This window comes from Ruegeria atlantica (assembly GCF_013032455.1).
Classification (GTDB): Bacteria; Pseudomonadota; Alphaproteobacteria; order Rhodobacterales; family Rhodobacteraceae; genus Ruegeria; species Ruegeria atlantica_B.
In genome coordinates, this window is sequence record NZ_WQCF01000002.1 from 23185 (window position 1) to 41688 (window position 18504).

17 protein-coding genes are annotated in these 18504 nt (G+C 59.2%); 5 read left to right on the top strand and 12 right to left on the bottom strand.

Annotated features, from left to right (window positions below; all coding sequences use genetic code 11):
- Positions 1–152 precede the first annotated feature (152 nt).
- Complete coding sequence (locus tag GOW93_RS04145) at positions 153–782, bottom strand: response regulator transcription factor (protein WP_254443463.1); 630 nt, start codon at positions 780–782, stop codon at positions 153–155.
- A gap of 219 nt (positions 783–1001) precedes the next feature.
- On the opposite strand from GOW93_RS04145, the gene GOW93_RS04150 reads away from it, so the two are divergent.
- From GOW93_RS04150 to GOW93_RS04170, 5 genes are read left to right on the top strand one after another with little or no spacing between them, the layout of a single operon-like run.
- Positions 1002–2243 carry an aminotransferase class V-fold PLP-dependent enzyme gene (locus tag GOW93_RS04150; protein WP_170381859.1) on the top strand — a complete coding sequence of 414 codons (1242 nt, stop codon included), beginning with the start codon at positions 1002–1004 and terminating at the stop codon, positions 2241–2243.
- 28 nt (positions 2244–2271) lie between these two features.
- Positions 2272–3468, top strand: coding sequence for a malate--CoA ligase subunit beta (locus GOW93_RS04155; RefSeq protein WP_170381860.1), 1197 nt, complete (start codon positions 2272–2274; stop codon positions 3466–3468).
- Positions 3468–4355 carry a succinate--CoA ligase subunit alpha gene (gene sucD / locus GOW93_RS04160; RefSeq protein WP_170381862.1) on the top strand — a complete coding sequence of 296 codons (888 nt, stop codon included), beginning with the start codon at positions 3468–3470 and terminating at the stop codon, positions 4353–4355. The genes GOW93_RS04155 and sucD overlap by 1 nt, the downstream gene beginning before the upstream one ends.
- Positions 4355–5326 carry a 2-hydroxyacid dehydrogenase gene (locus GOW93_RS04165; RefSeq protein ID WP_170381864.1) on the top strand — a complete coding sequence of 324 codons (972 nt, stop codon included), beginning with the start codon at positions 4355–4357 and terminating at the stop codon, positions 5324–5326. Before sucD ends, GOW93_RS04165 begins: the two co-directional genes overlap by 1 nt.
- Before the next feature lie 38 nt (positions 5327–5364).
- Positions 5365–6342 (top strand): HpcH/HpaI aldolase/citrate lyase family protein, encoded by a 978-nt coding sequence (locus GOW93_RS04170; RefSeq protein WP_170381865.1) that lies wholly within the window; start codon positions 5365–5367, stop codon positions 6340–6342.
- Between the two features lie 67 nt (positions 6343–6409).
- Here the strand turns inward: GOW93_RS04170 and GOW93_RS04175 are convergent, their stop codons facing one another.
- The 11 genes from GOW93_RS04175 to nirJ all read right to left on the bottom strand — a co-directional run bounded on the left by GOW93_RS04175 (position 6410) and on the right by nirJ (position 18500).
- On the bottom strand, positions 6410–7312 hold the full coding sequence (locus tag GOW93_RS04175; protein WP_170381867.1) for an FAD:protein FMN transferase: 903 nt from the start codon (positions 7310–7312) through the stop codon (positions 6410–6412).
- Positions 7309–7824, bottom strand: a complete 516-nt coding sequence (locus GOW93_RS04180) for a nitrous oxide reductase accessory protein NosL (protein ID WP_170381869.1) — start codon at positions 7822–7824, stop codon at positions 7309–7311. Before GOW93_RS04180 ends, GOW93_RS04175 begins: the two co-directional genes overlap by 4 nt.
- Positions 7821–8642: an ABC transporter permease gene (locus tag GOW93_RS04185; protein WP_170381871.1), complete on the bottom strand. Its 822-nt coding sequence runs from the start codon at positions 8640–8642 to the stop codon at positions 7821–7823. Before GOW93_RS04185 ends, GOW93_RS04180 begins: the two co-directional genes overlap by 4 nt.
- Positions 8639–9532, bottom strand: coding sequence for an ABC transporter ATP-binding protein (locus GOW93_RS04190; protein ID WP_170381872.1), 894 nt, complete (start codon positions 9530–9532; stop codon positions 8639–8641). Before GOW93_RS04190 ends, GOW93_RS04185 begins: the two co-directional genes overlap by 4 nt.
- A complete protein-coding gene (locus GOW93_RS04195; protein ID WP_170381873.1) occupies positions 9522–10778 on the bottom strand; it encodes a nitrous oxide reductase family maturation protein NosD in 1257 nt (418 codons plus the stop codon). Before GOW93_RS04195 ends, GOW93_RS04190 begins: the two co-directional genes overlap by 11 nt.
- A 2-nt stretch (positions 10779–10780) precedes the next feature.
- On the bottom strand, positions 10781–12688 hold the full coding sequence (gene nosZ, locus GOW93_RS04200) for a TAT-dependent nitrous-oxide reductase (protein ID WP_170381874.1): 1908 nt from the start codon (positions 12686–12688) through the stop codon (positions 10781–10783).
- 15 nt (positions 12689–12703) lie between these two features.
- The gene (locus tag GOW93_RS04205; protein ID WP_174819017.1) at positions 12704–14827 is read right to left on the bottom strand and encodes a NosR/NirI family protein; all 2124 of its coding nucleotides are present in this window, start codon (positions 14825–14827) and stop codon (positions 12704–12706) included.
- A gap of 44 nt (positions 14828–14871) precedes the next feature.
- Positions 14872–15336 (bottom strand): DUF2946 family protein, encoded by a 465-nt coding sequence (locus tag GOW93_RS20995; RefSeq protein ID WP_438826205.1) that lies wholly within the window; start codon positions 15334–15336, stop codon positions 14872–14874.
- Between the two features lie 129 nt (positions 15337–15465).
- On the bottom strand, positions 15466–15729 hold the full coding sequence (locus GOW93_RS04210) for a hypothetical protein (protein WP_170381876.1): 264 nt from the start codon (positions 15727–15729) through the stop codon (positions 15466–15468).
- Positions 15686–17209: a nitrite reductase gene (locus tag GOW93_RS04215; protein ID WP_170382514.1), complete on the bottom strand. Its 1524-nt coding sequence runs from the start codon at positions 17207–17209 to the stop codon at positions 15686–15688. Before GOW93_RS04215 ends, GOW93_RS04210 begins: the two co-directional genes overlap by 44 nt.
- 76 nt (positions 17210–17285) lie before the next feature.
- Positions 17286–18500 (bottom strand): heme d1 biosynthesis radical SAM protein NirJ, encoded by a 1215-nt coding sequence (nirJ, locus tag GOW93_RS04220; RefSeq protein ID WP_170381877.1) that lies wholly within the window; start codon positions 18498–18500, stop codon positions 17286–17288.
- Between the last annotated feature and the right edge of the window lie 4 nt (positions 18501–18504).

Here is an 18504-nt window from a genome sequence, read left to right on the forward strand (position 1 = left end):
GTTGTATTGGGGCACTCTGAATCTCTTCGCCTGCGTGCAAACTGTCTGGGTGCATCGGAAATGACGATGTTTCCACAGAGAGACATGGCAAATCGACTGGTGCCAACAACGAAATGCGCGCACCGGTTGCCTTCGATGGTCGGTGCTTTCACTTATCCCCCGGAAAACTGAGAGGAATAATAATAGGCGATGGCCTGCGTTCGGTTTTTAACACCCAGTTTGTCGTAAATGTTCGACAGGTGAAATTTGACGGTATTCGTGGAAATCTGAAGCTCTCGGGACAGGTCGCGGTTTGACATGCCCTGCGACAGCGCTTCGAGAATGGTGCGCTCTTTTCGGGACAGGCTTTGGATTGGGTCCTGTTGCATCTTGCGGATATCAATGAACGGGAACACCATTTTTCCCGCCGCCACATCGGCGCAGGTTTCCAGCAGACCTTCGACCGCCCCGGACCGTGCGGCAAAGCCTGCTGCTCCGGCCTGCATCGCCAGGCGAGGAGTGTCGCCTGTTGCCTCACCATAAACGACGAAACGAGGGGCGTTGGCCTGTTCGCGCAGAACCTCGATCAGCTTCGCAGCACCCAGAACGGGCAGGTTCCAATCCACCACACCAACCTGAACAGGGACACGCATCACAGTTCCCAGGAAGCCTTCGGCAGTGGCCGAGGTCGCGACAAGAGAGAATCGCGGGTCGCGCTCAAAAATCTCGGACATGGCTGAAAGGACCAGTGGGTTGCCGTCGGCCAGCATGACGTCGATCTGAGTAGTTTGGGTCTCAACCATCTGTTATTGCCCTGAATTTCGAAAAAACTACCCATTCGGGTAGGGCAGAAACTTGTATACTTTGGTATTTTTACCAAAATGGGTGGCATATTTCCCACCCAAATGGACATCCTAAAGCAGTAGTAAGTTACGTTGTGCGTTCGGGCAAGTCCCGGTTTCCTGTCCAGTAACGAAACGTATCGGACGCGCTGTCCGACCAACTGCCGAGGATGTCTAACAATGACTTTCCAGATTTTCGCTCCGCTCGAGATCCCCGAGACGCTTGCTGCAGGTCCGGGGCCGGGCAATACGGATACCCGTGTTCTGCACGCATTCACAAATGCAGGTGTTGCGGATCATATGCAGGGTGATGTCCTGCGCGGCATGATCGAGTGCAAGCACATGCTGCGCAAGATCTGGGGCACCAATAACGCCTATACTTTTGCCGTTGCCGGCACCGGTTGGAGCGCGCTGGACACCATGTTCTCCGCCGTTATGCCCGGGGACAAAGTGATTGCCTTCACAAATGGCACCTTCTCGGGCATCGACGCGCTGACCCTGCGGATCAAGGCCGCGACACCTGAAGAGCACGCCGCCAATCCACTAGACCCACAAGCGGCCAGCGTCACTGTAATTGAGGTTCCGCACGGCCAACCGGTAACCGGTGAACTGATCGACGCCGCTCTGGCAGAGCATCAGCCGAAATGGGCTTTCATGGCGCATTGGGAAACCGGTTCGGGCCGGATCAACGACTTGCGCGGGTTCTCGGATGCTTGCGAGCGTCATGGTGCCATGGGCTTGATCGACGCGGTTTCGTCTCTGGGTGTCGATGACTTTTCGATCGACGATTATCCGGGCATCGCTGGTTGGGCGTCCTGCCCGCAAAAGGGCCTGTGCTGTCTGCCGCTGACCTACGCGCCCGTCAGCTTTACAGACGCCTATATCGAAACGCTGAAAACGACCGGTGCCTACACTTATGTCCACAACCCGATTTTCGAGGCCCGCCACTGGGGAGTCGTCGATGGTGCGGATGTGGATAAGGGCACCTATCACCGCACCCATTCCGGTTATGCGGTCGCGGCCTTCCACGAATCCCTGCGTCTGACCCTACAAGAAGGGTTGGCGAAACGGTCAATGTCTTACCGCACCCACGAAAAGGTCCTGCGGGACGCCGTGATCGAGATGGGTTGCGAGGTAACCTCGGACATGCCCAGCCTTGTGGTGTTGAACCTGCCGCCGGAACTGGCGGGCCGTGAGATGGAACTGGTGCAGAACTGCCGAGCCCGTGGCTTCGGCATCTGGCCAACGCTCAGCGCACCGGTGCAGGTCCGCATCGGCATCCTGAACCAATTGAACCGGCAGGCCGTCAGCCGGATCGTACGTCTGTTTGCCGAGGCCCTGCGTGAACTAGGTGCCGAGGTCGATCAGGATGCGGTCGAGGCTTTGCTCGAAAGCCGCTACGGCACGTCGATCGCCGCTTAATCACGCTGCATGAACGGGAGGATTGCAGATGGATATCCATGAATACCAAGCGAAAGAGCTTCTTTCGAATTTCGGTGTCGACGTGCCTTCTGGCGCTTTGGCCTACAGCCCTGAACAGGCGGCCTATCGGGCGCGCGAACTGGGTGGCGACAAGTGGATCGTCAAGGCTCAGGTCCATGCGGGTGGTCGCGGCAAGGCGGGCGGCGTCAAGCTATGCAACACCGAAAACGAAATCTATCAAGCCTGCGATGACTTGTTTGGTCGCAAACTGGTCACGCATCAGACCGGCCCCGAGGGTAAGGGCATCTATCGTGTCTACGTTGAGTCCGCTGTGCCGATTGACCGCGAGATCTATCTGGGCTTCGTCCTTGACCGGTCAAGCCAGCGGGTGATGATCGTGGCCTCGTCCGAAGGCGGGATGGAGATCGAGGATATTTCGGCCGACCGCCCGGACAGCATCGTGCGTTCCATTGTCGAGCCGGCGGTCGGGTTGCAGGAATTCCAGGCGCGCGAAATTGCGTTCAAACTGGGACTGGAGCCGAAGCTGGTGCAGCAGATGGTGCGCACGTTGCAGGGCTGCTACGCCGCTTTCAGCGATCTGGACGCCACCATGGTCGAGATCAACCCGCTGGTCATTACTGGTGACGACCGCGTTCTAGCGCTCGATGCCAAGATGAGCTTTGACGACAACGCCCTGTTCCGGCACCCGCAAATCGCCGAACTGCGCGACAAAAGCCAGGAAGACCCGCGCGAAAGCCGCGCGGCGGATCGGGGTCTGTCCTATGTCGGGCTGGATGGCAATATAGGCTGCATCGTCAACGGTGCCGGTCTGGCGATGGCGACGATGGACACGATCAAGCTGGCTGGTGGTGAGCCCGCAAACTTCCTCGATATCGGCGGTGGCGCGTCACCCGAACGTGTGGCCAAGGCGTTCCGACTGGTTCTCTCAGATGACAACGTGCAAGCGATCTTGGTTAACATTTTTGCCGGTATCAACCGCTGTGACTGGGTGGCCGAAGGGGTCGTACAGGCGCTGAAAGAGCTAGACCTGGATATCCCGGTTGTTGTGCGACTGGCTGGAACAAATGTCGAAGAAGGCCAGAAAATCCTCGCGAAATCCGGCCTGCCGATCATTCGCGCCACAACACTGATGGAAGCCGCAGAACGCGCCGTTGGTGCATGGCGAAACGATCTGTCCCAAAACACCAAGATGAGGGCTGTGTAATGAGCATTTTTCTCGATCGTGACTCGCGCGTTATCGTGCAGGGCATCACCGGGCGCATGGCTCGGTTCCATACCAAGGACATGCTGAACTACGGCACCAACGTTGTCGGTGGTGTCGTGCCCGGTAAGGGCGGAGAAACCGTCGAAGGCGTTCCAGTCTTCGACACTGTGAAACAGGCCGTCGAGGCAACTGGCGCAGATGCCAGCCTTGTGTTCGTACCACCGCCATTCGCCGCCGACTCGATCATGGAGGCCGCAGATGCCGGTATCCGCTATTGCGTTTGTATCACCGACGGCATTCCGGCGCAGGACATGATCCGGGTGAAACGGTACATGTACCGCTATCCCAAGGAAAAACGCATGGTTCTGACCGGGCCGAACTGCGCAGGCACGATCTCACCGGGCAAGGCTCTGTTGGGGATCATGCCGGGGCATATCTATCTGCCCGGTCACGTAGGGATCATAGGGCGTTCTGGTACGCTGGGCTATGAGGCCGCTGCGCAGTTGAAAGAGCGTGGGATCGGCGTGTCGACCAGTGTCGGCATCGGCGGTGACCCGATCAATGGCTCGTCGTTCAAGGATATCCTGCAGCGGTTCGAAGAGGACGAAGACACCCACGTAATCGCCATGATCGGTGAAATTGGTGGGCCTCAGGAAGCTGAAGCAGCGGAATACATCCGTGACCACATCACCAAACCGGTGATTGCCTATGTCGCCGGTCTTACTGCACCCAAGGGCCGGACCATGGGCCATGCGGGCGCAATCATCTCGGCTTTTGGCGAAAGCGCCAGCGAGAAGGTCGAAATCCTCTCCGCTGCCGGTGTGACCGTGGCTGAAAACCCCGCCGTGATCGGTGAAACAATCGCCAAAGTGATGGAGGCCGCGTGATGGTCAAACCCTCGGTTCTTGTTACCCGTCGCTGGCCTGCTGCCGTCGAGGCGCAGCTGGCTGAGAATTACAATGTCGTTCTGAATACCGGGGACAAGCCTATGTCCCCGGCTGACATCCGGCAGGCGCTAAAGTCCTATGACGCGGTGCTGCCCACCGTCACCGACACGCTTAGCGCCGAGGCGCTGGATGTGCCCGGTGCGCAGACAAAGATCCTCGCCAACTACGGTGTTGGCTACAGCCATATCTGCGAACCGTCAGCGCGTGAACTGGGTATGACCGTGACGAATACGCCTGACGTGCTGTCCGAATGTACCGCTGATATCGCCATGAGCCTGCTGCTGATGGTGGCACGCCGGGCGGGCGAAGGTGAGCGTGAACTACGGGCGGGTGGTTGGACCGGCTGGCGGCCCACGCATCTGATCGGCACCAAGGTCAGCGGCAAAACGTTGGGCATCATCGGTTATGGTCGCATCGGTCAGGAAATGGCCCGCCGCGCCCATCACGGTTTCGGCATGGACGTTCTTGTGTACAACCGTAGCCAGGTATCGCCGGAAGTGCTGGCCCAGTGCAACGCGACCCAAGTGGACACAATCGACGAGCTGTTGCCTCAGTGCGATTTCGTGTCGCTCCATTGTCCCGGAGGGGCTGCGAACCGGCACCTGATCAACTCACGTAGGCTCAGCCTGATGAAACCGGACGCCTTCCTGATCAACACCGCACGTGGTGAGGTGATCGACGAATGGGCTCTGATTCAGGCCCTGATGTTCGACATGATCGGCGGTGCGGCGCTGGATGTGTTCGACGGCGAACCCCGGATCAGCCCCGATCTGCTGCAATGCGACAATCTGGTGATGCTGCCCCATCTGGGCAGCGCCACAAAGGAAGCGCGTGAGGCGATGGGGTTCCGTGTGCTTGATAACCTAAGTGACTTTTTCCAGGGCCGCGAACCGCGCGACCGGGTGATCTGACACCGAACCGACAAAACTCTGAACCAAGGATCAAACTCATGAGCTTTCATTCAATCGACCAGGCCCCCGGCCGCCTGAACCGCAGTGAACTGGCCGTTCCCGGTAGCCAGCCGGGCATGTTCGAAAAGGCAGCTAAATCGGATGTGGATGTGATCTTCCTTGATCTGGAAGACGCGGTCGCACCTGATGAAAAGGAACAGGCGCGTAAGAACATTATCGAAGCGTTGAACGATATCGACTGGGGCAACAAAACCATGTCGGTGCGGATCAACGGGCTCGATACGCACTACATGTACCGCGACGTGGTGGACGTGGTCGAACAGGCCGGAGAACGTCTGGACCTGATCATGATCCCCAAAGTGGGAACCGCTGCAGACGTTTATGCCGTCGATATGCTGGTAACACAGATCGAGGACGCCAAGGGTTATAAAAAGCGGATCGGTTTCGAGCACATCATCGAAACGGCGCTAGGCATGCAGAACGTGAGCGAGATTGCGGCAGCATCAAAACGTAACGAAAGCCTGCATTTTGGTGTTGCGGACTATGCAGCGTCGACCCGCGCGCGCACCACGATCATCGGCGGCGTAAACCCCGACTATTCGGTCCTGACCGACGCCGACGCTGACGGAGACCGCATGACCCATTGGGGCGACATGTGGCACTACGCTCTGGCCCGCATGGTGGTTGCTGCCCGCGCCAATGGTCTGCGCCCGATTGATGGACCTTTTGGTGACTTCCAAGATCCAGAAGGCTATCGTGCGGCTGCGAAACGCGCCGCCGTTCTGGGCTGCGAAGGTAAATGGGCCATCCACCCAAGCCAGATTGCGCTGGCAAACGAAGTCATGTCCCCATCGGATGCCGAGGTGAACAAGGCGCAGCGCATTCTCGTTGCAATGGCCGAGGCCGAAGCTTCGGGCAAAGGTGCCGTATCATTGGATGGCCGCCTGATCGACTATGCCTCGATCCGTCAGGCCGAGGTGTTGGTTGAAAAGGCCGGGCAGATCGCTGCGGCTTAAACTCTTCGCAAGTTGAACCTGTGAATGCGAGGTCGATCCGGCCTCGCATTTTTCATTCTCGGCAAGTTTATCCGAGCATCTCAAGCGCAGCCCCGGGAAAGGATGCGATCACGGCATCCATCTGAGCCCGTGGCAACAGGCACAGGGCCGTTGACAGGCCATCGGCGACCGCCGCGGTCGGCGCTGAAACAGATACAACCTGCTTGCGGTGATGTGATCCATTGGTGTTGAGAATATGGCCCTGTGTCTCTGTCAGCATGACGCTGTTGGTGTCGGATGTCGCGACGGCTCTGTCGCGAAGTTGGATCGTCTTCTGAACCTCGCCAGCCGAACCTGCAAGACCGACCTGCCAGGCTTGACCGTCGTTCCGGTGCCCATGGGCTGCGATTTCCCCCATGTTCACAAGCACATCGCGCAAACCATGCGAAGCAAGCAGGGTGCTGATGCGATCGGTAATGGCCCCTTGCGCGACACCATTCAGGGTAAGGGCCGACAATCCGGGACGAGGAAGGTGGATCACCTCTGCCTGAACCGAAACGCGATCCCAGCCCACCGTTTCCAGTGCCTCTGTCAAGTCGGACTGGTTTGAACTAGAGGCAAGTGCGCGCCAAACGGGCTGAATGGTTGGATCGAACAGGCCGTCGGAAGCTTGATAGAGGGCCGAGCACAGGCTGAGAACGTTCAGCAGATCAGGTGCCGGTGCCAGCAGATGACCATCACGGTTCAAACGGCTGATTTCAGAGTTGTGACGGTAGAGGCTAAAGATGTTCTCCAGCCGGTTTACCTCGGCCTCGACGGCAGCGATAATTGGTGCGGCTTGTGCGCTGGTCAGCCCCTCTAGCCGCAAGCTGGCCTCAGCCCCCAATGCAACACCGCGCCAATGGGCCACGGGGGCTGTTGCGGCTCCAGCAGGAAAGGCTGCGCAAGCGGCCGACATGGTCAAGAACCGGCGACGCGAGAGAGAAGTCATGAGGGGGTCTCCAGTATCAAGTCCAGATCCACAGGGCCAAGCACCTCGGTGTCCGGGATCTCAGAGAGAGGCAAGGAAGTGCCGCCATATTGGCCAATAAAGGTTTCCGCATCGGTAGGATTAGCGAAGGGAACAACCTCGCGCGCGCCCATACCACCGGCGACATCGGCCCCGACCACAAAGGTTGCGCCATCGGCGTCGATCCAGTTGGAAATGCCCGGCTGTCGCCAGTTTGGGGCGACGCCCATGTCGCTGACATAAACGGCGGTGATTTTGGCATCACGCTCGGGGCTTTTGAGATATGCCACCATGTCGCGCACCTGAGCAAAGAATAGCGGTGCGGGGTAGCCGTCCAGATGAATCTGCCCCTTTGGCCCGCCATGTTCGGCGATGTTCATTTGGCAGAAAAAGCTCAGTGCATCCGGGGTTAGGTCGACCGGGTCCGGGGCTTCGGCCACTTCTTCCTTGCAGGCGGCCAACGCGATTAAGGCGATCAGGGCAAGATGTTTCATGGCTCAACCCTCCGAAACGCGAGGCGGGCAAGGGCAAAGCCGAGCACTGGCCAGATCAGAAGAGATGCAGGCGCGGCCCAGACGGGCAGGGCCTGTGCGGCTCCGGTCATGCCCGAAGCCATCGCGACGCCTTCAGTCGCAGCGATGTTCCACAGACGGAATGCGTCGGCCGGGTTGGCTACCATCACCCATGGAAAGACGGATTGGGTAAAGGTGCCGCCCTTGTCCATGACGACGGCCCCCAACAGGCCCAGATCATAGAGGACGACAAAAACCAGCCAGAGCCCGGCCGACAGACCTGCTGCGGCCGTAGCGCCCCTCGCCAGGGCAGACAGCAGGTAACCCAGCGCCAGAAACACGGCGCCCAGCAGGATCGAAGTGAGGATGAGACGCACCAGAGCCATCAGGCTTTCCGGTCCGGCCCCGCCAAAGAAGGCGGCCACTGCGCCCGCGGTGCCGAAACCAACGGTCATCGCAAAGGCGAGGGCAGCGAGGTGCGCTGTAAACTTGCCCAACAGGATTTCTCCGCGCCCTGCCGGGTAAGACAGCAGCAGCGACAGACTGCCTCGATCCACGTCGCCAGCGATGGCGTCGAAGGAGATCATCAGCGCTAGCAAGGGGGCGAGGTAGACCGACAAGGTGGTCATCGACGCAACCGAGACAGTGAGCATGTCGACGCCCAAAGTGCCGGTTGGGGCGCTGCCGGCAAAGGTCAGCGCCAAAGCGAACAGCACCATGATCAGCGTGGCGACCAGCAGCCAGCGGTTGCGGCGCAGGATCAGCATTTCAGTGCGGGTGATAGCGAGGAAGCGGGTCATTGCATCTCCTCCTGTGCATAGTGGCGATAGAGGTCTTCCAGCTTGGGCGGGGTCATTTCCACATCCGCCACCGCGTCGCCCAGTCCGGCGATGCGGCGCAGGGCCTCCATCTTGTCGTCGGGACTGCAGAGTAGTTCGACCGCCGCGCCGTTGATCCGATTGCCTCCCAGTTCTGCGGCCAGCGCTTCTGGATTGTCACTGGCGCGGACCTTTAGGCGGATCGGCAGACCCGCCAGCGCTGAGAGGTTGTTCAGCGTGTCATCAGCCACCATCCGGCCCTTGCGCATGATAGCGATACGATCGGTGCGGGCTTCGACTTCGGTCAACGCATGTGAGGCGATCAGGACCGCCGTACCCTGTGCGGCCAGCTCATCAATGATGGCATAGAGATCCTGACGTGAGATCGGGTCCAAGCCCGATGTCGGCTCATCCAGCAGTGCGACCTTCGGCTGGCCCAGCAGGACCTGCGCCAGACCCAGGCGCTGCCGCATCCCTTTGGAATAGGCTCCGATCCGGCGATCCAGCGCGTCGCTCAGACCGACGCGCTCCAGCAAGGCAGGCACATCGGCCTTAGCTCCGGAGAGCTGCGCGAACAGGGTCAGTTGCTCGCGGCCCGTAAGCGCCGGGTGAAACGACACCGCTTCGGGCAGGTAAGCCGTTTCCCGCCGTGCCTTCGCGCTGCCGGGGGCGGCGTCTCCGATCCGAATGGCGCCGCCGTGGATCGGCGTTAGGCCGAGGATGGATTTGATCAGAGTCGACTTGCCCGCGCCGTTATGACCCAGCAGCGCAACGCGCTGGCCGGGGGCTAGAGACAGGGTGATATCGTCAAGAACGCGGGTTTTTCCCCGGTCCTTGAGAACATGGTCGATTGACAGGGCCTTATCCGTCATGAGGCACCTTTTTCATTGCTGGGGGTTCAGGGGCTTGCATCAATGGGTTGCTGTCCATCACACCCCCCGGCAGCAGTGCTGGGAAGGCCGATTGCGACCAGCGCACCAACTGCACGGCGGGCGAGCCGAGCAGCAGTTTGGCTGCGGGTTGGGTCCACAGCACATGGTCCATACTGTCATTGGGGCGATAGGGGGCATCGGCGATACCATTGCCATCCACATCAAAGGCTGCGAAATCGGACCAGTAGTTTCCGCGCCCGTCTTCGGACCACTCGACCCATTTGGTCGAAACGTATTTTACCTGGGTCCGGTTGCCTACAAAGGCGTTGCCAAGGATACGGTTGCGTTCACTACCGGCGGTAAAGTGGATGCCGATGCCGCAACCCTGGAACCAGTTGTCGGTGAATTCGTTCTTGTTGGAGTTATAAAGGAAGGTGCATTTTTCCTTGGCACCTTTCACCACGTTGCCGGTGATGGTGCTCTTGTTGGCGTAGTTCAGCATCACGCCATGTTCACGGTCCCCGATCGAGACATTGTTAGCGACGGTCACATTGGTCGTGAACATCACCGCATAGCCCAGATCGTTGCCAATCGAGACATTGTCGCTGACGACCGAATTGTCGGCATACATGTAGTGCACGGCGAAACGCAGATCGCGGAACAGGTTGCCGGTGAAGGTATTTTTCTTGGACGAGTTCACAAAGATCCCATCACGTCCAAAACGAATATCGTTATCTTCGACCCGCGCACCCGGCGCGTTCCAGACGTAAACGCCATTACCACGGTCGTTCATTCGCCGGTCCTGGCGGCCTTCGATCCGGTTGCCACGCACGATGCTGTCCTTGGCACCATGGATGTCGACGCCATAGAGATTACCCAGCAGCACGTTATCCTCGACCACTGGCGCGTGGGCCGTCTTGGTTAGTTGGATGCCGCTGTCGATCCCGTCATGGTCCGAGCCTGAGCCGATCACCGTCAGCCCGCGCACGGTCACGCCCGGCCCGGTCACGGTGATGACGCTGCCTTTGCCTTGTCCGTCAATGGTGGCCAAGCCCTGCCCATCAATCGTGATGGGCCGGTCCAGCACCAGTGTTTCGGCGTAAACGCCGGGGCTCAGGCGGAGGGTGTCTCCATCCGCCGCCTGCGCCAGTATCTCATTGATGGCCCCCGCCCGGTTGGGCACATCCCAATCCGCTGCCCAAAGGGGCGAGCCGAGCAGGAGCGGTATGAGCAGGGACCAACGCATTGTTATGCGCTCCGCGGCTCAACAAACATCCGGCCGCGCATTTCCATGTGAAGCGCGTGGCAGAACCACTGGCAATAGAACCAGTGTACGCCCGGACGGTCGGCGATGAACGTGACCGAGGCGGTCGCCTGCGGCCCGATCTCCATTGCGATGCCAAAGTTCGACAGGCACAGCCCGTGGGTCACGTCGTCCACGTCATCCAGGTTGGTGACGTAGAGCGTAACCTCGTCGCCCTGCTTGACGGTGAACTTCTCAAGGCTGAACACCGGCGCGGTCGAGGTCATGTAGACGCGGACCTTGTTGCCGTCACGGATTGGTTCCTCGGCCCCTTCTTCCAGATCGACACCGTCAGCCTCGGCCTGTTTGCGCGCATCTTCCCACATCGGGTCGTTGCGATCCCAGACGTTGACCGGGTTCACCTTGGACCGGTGAACAAGGATCGAGTCATGCGGTTCCGCAAAAGTCGGGCCATCATGGACCACCTTCATCTTGTCGCCCGAGATGTCGATCAGCTGCTCGTTTTCAGGCTTCAGCGGACCCACGTTGAGGAAGCGGTCTTTCGAGAACTTATTCATCGAAATCAGCCACTTGCCATCAGCTTCGGCGGTCTCACCCATCGAGGTCGAGTTGTGGCCCGGCTGGTAGTGCACGTCCACCTTGTCGACGATCGGATCAACATCCGCACCGGCATAGGCTTCGATCGCCTTGGCAATGTCCCATTTCACCACCTGGCTGTCCAGGAACAGAGTGGTGTAGGCATTGCCCTTGCCGTCAAACGCGGTGTGAAGCGGGCCAAGACCCAGCTGCGGCTCAGCCACGATGGCCGAGCGCGGATCAGCGTTGTCTGCAAACAGCGCGTCGACCTTCTCAACATCGATCACGGACACGGTCGGCGACAGCTTACCGTTGATCATGATGTGTTTCTTGTCGGGTGCTGCGTTCACACCGTGCGGCGAGTTCGGGATCGGGATATAGCGGGTCAGGTTGCCGCCGGCCTCTTTGCGGCCATCCACGACCTTGACGCCGTTCAGTTCCTGATAGTTCCCGGCGGCCACGGCCTCTTCGATAGCTTTCAGGTTGAACACCACCACGTGGTCCAGCTCATTCTCGGTCATCTCGGCCAGGTTCATACCCATTTCCGAGTTGTACGAGGTCGAGAACGCGTATTTGCCCTGATAGTCGCAGTCGGTGTTGTCGAGGTTGCCCGACACCATCACCTGCCATGCGATCTCCATCGTGTCACCGTCAATGGCGGTGAAGATGTTCACGTATTGCGACGGATCGTCGAGGATCTGGCCGTCATTGACCAGCGGTGCCTCGTGCTCACCATTGGCAAAGATGTAACCGGTGCGCGGGTATTTCTGCGGACGCAGGCCGTGGATGTCATGCGCGTTCGGGATCTCGATGATCTTGTCGCATTTCATCACGTCGCAACGCACGCGGGCCACGCGGGTGTTGGCCTTGTCGTTCATGAACAGGTAACGGCCGTCATAGGTGCCGTCTGTGAAGGACATGTGCGGGTGGTGCAGGTCGCCGTTATCGTAGGTGACCTTGCCATTTGCGGCCAGGTATTCCTTGGTTTCTGGCAGCAGGCCTTCTGTCAGGATCTTCAGCGACTCGTTGGTCTGACCCCAGCCAGTGGCCGAGCAGCGGTTGAACACCGGAATACGCATCAGTTCGCGCATCGACGGTACGCCGAGGATACGCACCTCGCCGGTCTGACCCGAGGACCAGAAGCCGTAATATTCATCCAGCTCACCGGGCTCCAGCGCGGCGTTTGCGGCGGCACTGGCTTCCTTGGCGGTCATTAGGGTAGAGCCCAGACCGGTCCCGGCAATCACGGCGCCAGTTGCGGTTGCACCCAGCATCCCACGGCGTGTGATATTCAGTTTGTTTTCATTGTCCGACATGATCGTTCCTCCTTTTTAGGAAACGGATTGCGGTTTGGCGTTCGGATGGTTCGCCGGTGGCTGTCCGAGTGGGGTCTTCATTTGGACCGACCCTGTCTTGGCCCGCCGTTTCAACTGGCGGATAACGACGGGACATTTCGTCTCGGACTGGTAGAGCACCTGACAATGCAGGCAGGTGACGCACTCGTTCGGATTGATCTCACCGGTGGGGTGGATCGCCTGAACGGGGCATTCGTTGGCGCAGGTCTGACAGGGGCTGCCGCAATCGGGATAGCGGCGCAGCCAGTCGAACATGCGAATACGGGCAGGGATCGCCAGCGCTCCGCCCAGCGGGCAGAGGTAGCGGCAGTAGAACCGTTCGATGAACAGCCCGATCCCCAGGAGGAGCAGCGCAAAGACCACAAACGGCCAGTCGCGCATGAATTTCAGGATGATCGCGGTCTTGAACGGCTCGATCTCGGCATATTTCTCGGCCAGCGGGATCGAGACGAAGCTGATGCCGAAGAGCACGAGGAAGATCATGTATTTAGCGGGCCAAAGTCGTTCGTTCAGCCCCCAGGGCAGGGTCCATTGCGGCACTTTCAGCGCCCGCGCGATCTTGTTGGTCAGTTCCTGCAGGGCACCGAACGGGCAGAGCCAGCCGCAATAGGCGCCACGTCCCCAGAACAGCAGGGCGGCGGCGACTGCGAACCACTGGATAAAGACCAGCGGGTCCAACAGGAAAGCATCCCACGAGAACCCGGTGCGCAAGCTGCCCGCCAGCGCCATCAAATTCACCACGCTCAACTGAGCATTGGCGTACCAGCCAATGAAGAACAGCGTCATGGACAGATAACCGATGCGGAACCAGTAGAAGACGCGCGCATTCATCGTCGCGTGGAACTGGAAGAAGAATGTGGCCGTCAGCACCAGCAGCATAACGCCCAGCACCACAATCTCGACCGTGCGGTCTTTCCAGATACGTTGCCACAGGGCGGCTTTGGCAGCAGCCTCTCCGGTTGCGTCATCAACCACCACAGGGGCAGCGACGGGCAACAGGTACTGTTCGGGCAGCTTGTAGCCCAGATCGAAGGTCAGGAAGGTTTTCTCAACCGCGCCGACGGCACGCTGCACAAGCAGTTGCAGGCGGAACGGCTCGGTCGGATCAAATTCGGCGTCGGCTGGGATTTTGAAGATGTCCAGTTCACTAAAGCTGGGCGCATCCGGCGCGTCAACCTCACCCAAGCGGCGCTGTTGGCGGTCGAAGAACCGGACCGAGCTGTCACCCTGAATCAATTGAATCCGGTCGAAGATACCGCCGCGAACATAACCCGAGCCTTTAAAGCTGTAGGCCCCGCGGCCCAGCACAAGAATGGCGTGTTCGCCCTCGTCCAGCCAGTTGGTCAAGTTCTGATATTCAGCCTCTCCCAACAGCGACTTGCCGATCGACGGCACCGAAACCAGCGCCATATGCATGTCGATAAAGGTATCATCCGGCTCGCCCGGTTCCGGGCGCTTGATCGCGCGCTGATCTCCCGTCGCCTCGAAGGCGGCATTGACCTGACCAATATCCAGCGTCAGCCGCCGGATTGAACCGTCTCCGGAGAGAGTGGTCCAGTCATAGATGGCATTTTTCGCCATATCGACTTCGCGTTTTGGCCCATCCGACTGCACCGGAGACAAGCCGCCCAGCCCCAGCGCACGGGCTACTTTGATGCCGCCACGTACAAGGCTGTCGTCGATCACCATGATGGTCACGGTCGCGCCCGAGATGATGTCGAGGTCATGCCCCTCACCCCCGGTCTCGGCCTCACGCTTGAGATCTAGCCCAGCGTAACCCTCGGTCAGTTCAACCATACGCGAATTGGGAATGCCGATCAGAACGATGGGCTCCGAGTGCTTGACCAGTTTGACCCCGGTCAGGACCGCATCATCATCAATGGCGGCGACCACGTGGATGGGTTTGCCGGAATACCCGGTGGTTCCCACAAAATCAGAGGTCAGGAAGGCCCAGGCTACGGTCTCGCGGCCTTTCAGAATGGGGGCAACGGGCACGTCATCGCGCACCGGGCCAAAGGCATCGGCACCGGGGACCAGATCGGCGGGTTCAATTTCGGGCAGGAAGCTGGCAAGGCTGTCGGCATGGGCGCTGATCGCCATCAGGCAGGACAGGGTAAAGGCTAGCAGGAAATGGATTGCGCGACTTACGACCACGGCGCACCTCCGATTAATTGGGTGGACGCCTTGGACGCGCGCTGGGCGCGTTCAGATTCTACTTGGTTTGCACGCGGGGGACCCCGGGTTTCAGGCCACAACCGTTTTATGCCGTTGTCATGTGGCAGATCGTGGGAATCGCAGCTTGCCATATGAACAAAACTGTCCTGCGCCAGGATGGGGAGGTCCGGCACCGGTGCCGCAGATGTGACAGCACACAGGGCGCAGTCAGCGCATTTCGGACAGGGCGCGGTTGGGTCATCGGCTTCTTTCTCAAGGTCTACCTGAACCCAGACCGCCCCTGTCTCCGAGCAGATCTCCACCCACATGCTTTGCCCGGGACTCGCCAGTGCCGGGCCAAGCAGCTGCAATAGCAGAAGGAGGATGCCCGCACATGCACATACGACGCGGGACGCGCGAACAGCTGAAATGTGCAGAGGGTTGAGGGCGGGCATGGAGAATCCAACTCGGCAATCTTTCCAGAGTCGTATGTTGTCCTCTCGATTCGAAACTTGACTTAAGTCATTTGTTCGCGAACTGCCCCAAATTTAATTTTAGGAAGTTTTTGGAGAAATAGCAGATGGTTAGTCGTCGGCTTCATCCATCAATCCGCGCAGCCAGCGACCGGCCAGCCAGGACGCAGGTATGCCCAGAGGGATTGACCACAGGATTGCTGTGACAGGTTCGATCACGCCAAACCCGGCGCTGTTAGCGATCAGGCCTGCCAGAAACAGGTTGATGGCCACGGTCAGCGCCGTGGCCGGATAAAGCAGAATGGCCAGTTTCCAAACTGGCCATTTGCCCTCAGTGGCTGGTTCCTTCCGAGAAGGTGATTTTATTCCAGACATTGTATTTTCCAGACGGTTTGCGCATCGGCAGGCGGCGAACCTCTTCCAGCGTCTGCGCGTCATAAACGATCACTGCGCCATCATCTTCCCAGATGGAAACCAGCGCGTGGCGGCCATCCTTGGTGAACTCGACATGTGCCACGGTTTTGCCGGGCGCTGGGCGCAGAGTTTTAACGATCTCAAGGCTTTGCTTGTCGATCACATGCATGGCGTCCTTGTTGGGTCCAAAGAACACATCGGCCCAAACATAGGGCGAATTCTCATGGCTGCGCATGAAGAACCCGGGACCCTCGGTCTTGATCCTTTTGACGGTTTCCCATGTCTGCATATCGATGACTGAAACGGTGCCGTCGGTCAGATGCGGCGTGGCCATTACGGTTGTATCGCCATGCTTCCAAGTTATGCCCGAGCCCAGATGCGGCATCCCCGGCAGGTCCAGATCAGCCACCTTGTGACCAATCACCAGATCAATTACCTGACCGCCTTTTCCATCGCGGGACGCACCCATGACGTATTCGTAGCTCTGGTCGAAAAAGAAATCGTCCAGATAGTCCGGCGTGGTGATCTTGCGCACCGGGAAGGGGTCCGGGTTCTTGAACTGACCCTCGATGCGGAAGTCATGCCCAATGCCGGATTGCGGCGGATTGGCGCCGTAAAAGACCTCCCAAATCTCGGGTACGTCTTTCAGAGCCAGCACGAAGCTCTCACGCGGGGGCGCCTGATAGACGGCTGAGACGCGGCTGGGTACGCCCTTTTTGCTTTTGATCTCAACGACCTTCGCAACCGACAGGTCTTGTGTTGACAACAAGGTCAGGCTGTTTGGTAAATAGTTCGCCACAGCCACCCATTTACCATCACCAGACATGGCGATGTTGCGGCTGTTCAGTCCGGCGCGCACGCGGCCCACCTGTTTCAGGGCCCAGATGTCATATTTCTGAACCCAGCCATCACGCGACATGATGAACACATAGCGCCCATCGGGGCTGAACTTTGGTCCGCCATGTACGGCAAAAGGCGTCTCGAACCGATCCAGAACCTCGAACGTATCACCGTCCAGAACGCTGACATGGTGGTCACCAGTCTCAACCGCCAGCGTGATATTCATCGGATCGCTGTCCCAGAGAGGTGCGTCAACCGGAATATAGTCCTCATCCAAAGTACGGCTGGCCATGATATCGACTTCGCCCCATTCTGGGTCGGTTTCCAGCGGAGATTTCAACCATCCCGCCAGTTCCTCGATCTGCAGCGCGTCGAGTTCATGCGAAAAAGCGGGCATCTGAGTGGCCGTACGCCCTTCGGCAATCACAGCGGCCACACGGGGGCCACGCATGCGTTTCAGCGTTTCGGGGATCAATGCAGGGCCGACCCCACCCAAACGGTTTTCGCCGTGGCAAGACGCGCAGTGTTCAGCATAGTCCGAAGGTGCATCCGCCCATGCTGCTCCAATGCTCAAGACCGAACAAAGCGCTCCAATCTTCATCTTTTCCAAAATACTCCCGCCGGAGACTCCCACAGTTTTCACGGGTGCCACGGCTGAAGGGACAGAAAAGTCGATTTCAAAAGAACTGATGCGCAGGATCATGACGTTTCCCCCGGAACGGCGTGACCTGCAGACGTTCGCCTGCGCCCTCAACGCCGATTTCTTGATTTGACAGATAGCAGGCCGGATCTTCGGCCCAGGGATCGCCGGTCAATTGCAAGGCCCGGATACGGGTGTTGCCACCGCAGACATCCTTCAATTGGCAAGCCCCGCAGCGTCCCTTTAGCGGGCGCGGGCGGGTGCGCAGCATGGACAGCATCTGATCGTCGCTGGTCCAAAGCTCAGAGAATGGCTGGGTTTTCACATTGCCGACCGTGTAGTCGGACCAATAAGTATCGGGATGCACGCGGCCCAGATTGTCGATATTGGCCACACCCAGACCGCTGGAGTTGCCTCCCCATGCCGCCAGATGCTCGCGCACATGGGCGGCTTTCGTATCGTCGAAACGCGTGCGGACCCAGTTCAGGAAATATCCGGCGTCGGCATCATTGTTGCCGGTTACGATGTCCAGCGGGCGTCCGCCTGATGCGGCCTCCCACGCGCGTTCAAGCAGCAGGTCCAGACCGTTGCGGGTTCGAAGGTGTTCAGCATCTTCGCCCCGGTTCTTGTCGCCACGGCCTGCATAGACGAGGTGGGACAGGTAGAACTTGTCGACGCCTTCGTCATCGCAAAGCTTCAACAGATCAGGCAGGTGGTGCTGGGTACCTTCGGTCAGGCAAAACCGCAGACCGACTTTGATGCCGCGTTTCTTGCATTCGCGTACACCGCGCAATGCGTCTGCAAAGGCGCCCTCGACACCGCGGAACCAGTCATTCGTTGCTCCGATCCCGTCCAGTGAAATGCCGACATAATTGAATCCTACATCGGCGATCATGTCGGCAGTTTCGCCGTAAATCCGGGTGCCGTTGGTGGACAACGCCAGCATCGGCACCAGATCGCGAGCACGCTTGGCAATGTCGAAGAAATCAAAACGATCCAGCGGTTCCCCACCCGAGAGGATCAGGGCCGGGACGCGAAATTGGCCCAGATCCTCAAGGGTTACCATGGCTTGCTCGTGGCTGAGCTCACCCGGGAACGCGACATCCGCCGAGACGGTGTAGCAATGGCGGCATTTCAAATTGCAGCGCCGCGTCAGATTCCAGATCACCACTGGTTTGACTGGTCCGGGTCGGCGTTTGCGTACCGGGGTCGGATTGACGAGTTGGTGCATGTATTCGGTCAGGCGGAACATGGTC